The sequence below is a fragment of the Spirulina sp. CCNP1310 genome (assembly GCF_034932185.1).
GTDB lineage: Bacteria > Cyanobacteriota > Cyanobacteriia > Cyanobacteriales > Spirulinaceae > Spirulina.
Map to the genome: position 1 here is coordinate 1 of NZ_JAYGHW010000082.1, position 4,130 is coordinate 4,130.

Sequence of the window (4,130 nt, forward strand, 5' to 3'; positions counted from 1 at the left end):
GCCAACATCGGCGTTTGCAACCGTACCCCGGCAATTTCCGTGGCAAAGCTGCGTTCATAGCTGCCCGCGTAATGGCTCACATCGGTAGAAGTTCCCCCCATATCAAAGCCGATAATTTTCGTAAACCCGGCGATCGCACAGGTTTTCACCGCCCCAACAATTCCCCCCGCTGGCCCCGAAAGAATACTATCCTTGCCTTGAAATTGGGCCGCATCGGTGAGGCCGCCGTGGGATTGCATAAACATTAACGGCGTATCAGGCGGGAGTTGGCCTGCGATCTGGTCTACATAACGGCGCAAAATGGGGGATAAATAGGCATCGACAACGGTCGTATCCCCCCGGCCCACCAACCGCATTAGGGGGCTAACTTGGTGGGAAAGGGATATCTGTGTAAACCCCACTTGGCGGGCGATCGCCCCAATCGCTAATTCATGGGCGGGGTAGCGGTAGCCATGGAGGAGGGCAACGGCACAACTGCGGATGCCGGTATCATAGGCCCGTTGGAGATCCTGGCGAATTTTTACCAAATTTAACGGCGTGATCACTTCCCCCGCCGCGCTGTAGCGTTCTTCGGCTTCAATGACTTGCTCGTAGAGCAGTTCTGGTAAAACAATGTGACGGGCAAAAATATCGGGACGGTGCTGATCGCCAATGCGGAGGATATCGCCTAAACCTTGGGTGGTGATCAAGAGGGTGCGATCGCCCTTCCGTTCCAAGAGGGCATTGGTGGCTACCGTTGTCCCCATTTTAATACTACTGATCTGTCCCCTCGAGATCGGTTGATCACCCTTTAACCCCAGAATTTCGCGGATGCCTTGGAGGGGTGCATCGGGGTAGCGATCTGGGTTTTCGGAAAGGAGTTTATGGATGTGGATTTCGCCCGTTGGACTTTGGGCGATAATATCGGTAAAAGTGCCGCCGCGATCAATCCAAAATTGCCAACCCGTAGGGCGAGGGGTGGGGGAATCGGCGGCATGGCTCATAGATGGAGGGAGGGGTATAGAGATCGCTACAATGGGCTTCATTTTAACGCATCCTTGCGGAGGCGAAGAGGGGAGGCAATTCTTGATCCCGACTGTAACAAAACAAGACAGTTTGCCCCTGAGGGAGATCTTTCACAGATTTTTCACAATTTTATGGTGATAATGGATTGATTTAACGCTACATAGGAGCGGAACATTTATGCCATTAGTTTGGGATGATTCATTAAAGATTGGCATTCCTGAAATTGATCAGCAACATAAGTTGATGATTGATCAAATGAATCTGTTGGTGCAGGCTTTGAAAGATAATAAGGGGCCGGAGGAAATTCAAAAGATTATCCAGTTCTTAGATCGCTACGTTGAGCAGCATTTTGGTTTTGAAGAAGAATGTATGCACCGCTATCAATGCCCGATTGCAGCCACGAATGCCCAAGCCCATCAGCAATTTATTGCTAAATATCAGGCAATCAAGGCGGAATTTAATGCCCATGGCCCTAGTTTTATGCTGGTTCTCGATATTAGCCAGAATCTTTTGGATTGGTTTATTAACCATATTCGCAAGATCGATACACAACTGAAGCCCTGTATGCCTTCCTCCTGAACCGTAGGGGCGAAAAATTTTTCGCCCCTCCCTCGCTTACCCCCATATTTCCACCCTATCCCCGACCTGGATCACGCCCTCGGATTGGGGCATGAGGTTTTCGCCAAAGTAGAGTTTGCCTTGACGTTGGCGGAACGTGGCGAGGGTTTTGAGGGGTTCTTTGTCGGGGTTTCTCGCGCCGGTTTGCTGATCTGTTGTCGTCACGATGCAGCGATCGCACCCTTTCACCGCCTGAAAGTTCACTGCACCGATGCGGAGCGATCGCCATTCATCCTCCCCAAACGCGATCCCACTCTCCACAACTAAATTAGGGCGAAACCGCTCCATCCCCACAGATTGCCCCTGATTCGCCCTGATCCGCTCATTCAAATCTGCTAAAGATGCCGTATTCGTCAGCAATACCGGATAAGCATCGGCAAAACTCACGGCTCCCCCCGGCGCATAGGCGGGATCCGTGGGGCGCGGGTGATGGGGAGATTGGGCCACTAACCGGCAGGGGGTGGCGAGGTGGTGACTTAACCATTGGGCGATCGCTTCCCCCTGATCTAACCCGATGGTCTGGGTGCGCCACACCTGTACCGGGCATGGTTCCCCTAGGGGTGTGAGGGGAATGACAACCGGCGCAGGGTTATCGGCAAAGGATAGGCGGAGACCCTCAAGGGTGATAGTCACGGTTAGCCGTGCCAATGCGGGATGTTGCCGTTGGGTCATAAACTGCCCTTGGGGATTGACCACCATCCAGCGGCGATCATACTCAAACCCAGCCCGCTGCACCGCAACCCGCTCCAAGGCGATCCCCCTCGCCCCCTTAATGGGATAGATCCACAACGCCTGAACCTGCATCTAGAGCACCTGATGGGTGTAGCTGTGCTGTTTAACGTTATCCTCGGTGCTGACGATGTTGTCAGCATTGAGGACGCGCTTGCGCTCGGTGGAAAAGTTAAAGTCTGCCTTTTGGGTTCCTACGGGAATCAGGGTTTGGGCTTGTTGCGATCGCTGATAGGTGCGGGCAGCGGCAACGGTACGGGCGGCAAAGTTTTCACAAAACTGCGCGGGGGGGGGAAATTCCGGCGGCATTTGCAAATTTTCCGCCTCGAAAAATTCCCCCAAGGGTTTACCGCAGGCGTATTGATAGGAAGTGGGAATACCTTTAAACAGGGCTTGGAGGGCAGCGGAGGGGATGGGTTCCACCACCTGCACTTCCTTAACCTCACCGTCTTCACGGATAAAGCAGGTGGCCAGACCAAAAACACAGTAATCACTGGCTTGGACATCGGGGGCATTGGGAAATAAGGCAGTATTCATCGAAAAATTTCCTGTGAATGGAGCAGGCGATCGCTGCACTGAAGCAGATCGCCATTCGACCCCAGGATCACCGATCCTAGCCGTCCTCGCTGGATCAAAATCAGCAACCCTGAGCAGGGCCTAGGGGTAACGCTGGGGGCAATGCCCATGAATTTTAGCAAGTCCGCTGCGGTCTGGGGCGATCCCGCAACATCCCTCAACAGAGCAGTGGCGGGATTTATGGGAATGGTGCGAAATTGGGGCGGGGGGGTCTGTAGTGAAGGGCTAGGGTTGTGGTGGGGGCGGGCCAGTTGCTGAGACTGACACAAGCTTTGCCCCTGAGATAGCCACTACACCTTAGGCTGAAGATTATTCGTGGAGGGTCAATCCTTATGCGTTGGGATCAACAAGAGCAGCAAACGAGTATCCATACAACAGATGAGGCAGTGCGTCAATGCCGCGCTCTTGTCCTGGAATATGCCAATCAGGGGGATTATCGGGGGGCGATCGCCCTTTTGGATCAACTGATTGCTGAATATCCCAACAGTGCGATGGATTATAACAATCGGGGTTTGATGTATTTTCGGCTGGGAGATTATGACCGGGCAAATCGGGATTATGATCAGGCGATCGCCCTCGATACTCGTTTAGACAGTGCCTATAATAATCGGGCGAATTGTGCGGTGGCTCAGGGAAAATTAGGGGAGGCGATCGCGGATTATCAAATTGCCTTAGATTTCAACCCGGGCAATCTCCACGCTTGGATTAATCAAGGGATTACCTATCGAGATTTAGGGCTATACGATTTAGCCATTGAAAATTTTGATTTGGTGTTAGTGTTGGGCAGTCGCCTCAAGGGTCGGGTCTATGGGGAGCGGGGGCGGACGTATCATCTGCGGGGAGATTGGAATTTGGCGATCGCCGATTATCAGCGGGCAATTAATTATCTTTCTCCCAGTTTTTCATCCCGTCGCTACAGCAAGCAGGTGGAGAGGTGGCGCGACGAGTTATTAAATCCCACGTTAACGGCGTGAGCTTTTGGGGGTTCTTACGAAAATAGTGCGGGAGTCTTAGAGCAACGTCAATTTATTGCGGGGATGAAAGACGACACGAGCGACTTTAGTCGCCCTCCTTGGGCCAGTCGTGTTATGCTAATCATATTGTATTTCAAACGTCCAGGAACTATCACAAGGCTAAAAACCGACAGGCCTGGAAGCATTTAAGGGTAAGCAGGCAGCGTAATGAGTGGGCGGATTGCCTAC

At 52.5% G+C, this 4,130-nt stretch carries 6 protein-coding genes; 3 read left to right on the forward strand and 3 right to left on the reverse strand.

The window, feature by feature from the left end; all coding sequences use genetic code 11:
• Positions 1 to 983 (reverse strand): hydantoinase/oxoprolinase N-terminal domain-containing protein (locus VB712_RS13915; protein WP_323255709.1); only part of this gene is annotated, 983 nt, incomplete at its 3' end.
• 199 nt (positions 984 to 1,182) lie between these two features.
• On the opposite strand from VB712_RS13915, the gene VB712_RS13920 reads away from it, so the two are divergent.
• On the forward strand, positions 1,183 to 1,584 hold the full coding sequence (locus VB712_RS13920; RefSeq protein ID WP_323255711.1) for a hemerythrin family protein: 402 nt from the start codon (positions 1,183 to 1,185) through the stop codon (positions 1,582 to 1,584).
• 36 nt (positions 1,585 to 1,620) lie between these two features.
• On the opposite strand, the gene VB712_RS13925 is transcribed toward VB712_RS13920, so the two are convergent.
• The gene (locus VB712_RS13925) at positions 1,621 to 2,427 is read right to left on the reverse strand and encodes an MOSC domain-containing protein (protein ID WP_323255713.1); all 807 of its coding nucleotides are present in this window, start codon (positions 2,425 to 2,427) and stop codon (positions 1,621 to 1,623) included.
• Positions 2,428 to 2,889, reverse strand: a complete 462-nt coding sequence (locus tag VB712_RS13930; RefSeq protein ID WP_323255715.1) for a hypothetical protein — start codon at positions 2,887 to 2,889, stop codon at positions 2,428 to 2,430.
• Positions 2,890 to 3,036: 147 nt separating this feature from the next.
• Here VB712_RS13930 and VB712_RS13935 point away from each other — a divergent pair, with 147 nt between their 5' ends.
• Both VB712_RS13935 and VB712_RS13940 read left to right on the forward strand, forming a co-directional pair.
• Positions 3,037 to 3,186, forward strand: a complete 150-nt coding sequence (locus tag VB712_RS13935; RefSeq protein ID WP_323255716.1) for a hypothetical protein — start codon at positions 3,037 to 3,039, stop codon at positions 3,184 to 3,186.
• A gap of 74 nt (positions 3,187 to 3,260) precedes the next feature.
• Positions 3,261 to 3,902: a tetratricopeptide repeat protein gene (locus VB712_RS13940; RefSeq protein WP_323255718.1), complete on the forward strand. Its 642-nt coding sequence runs from the start codon at positions 3,261 to 3,263 to the stop codon at positions 3,900 to 3,902.
• Positions 3,903 to 4,130 lie beyond the last annotated feature (228 nt).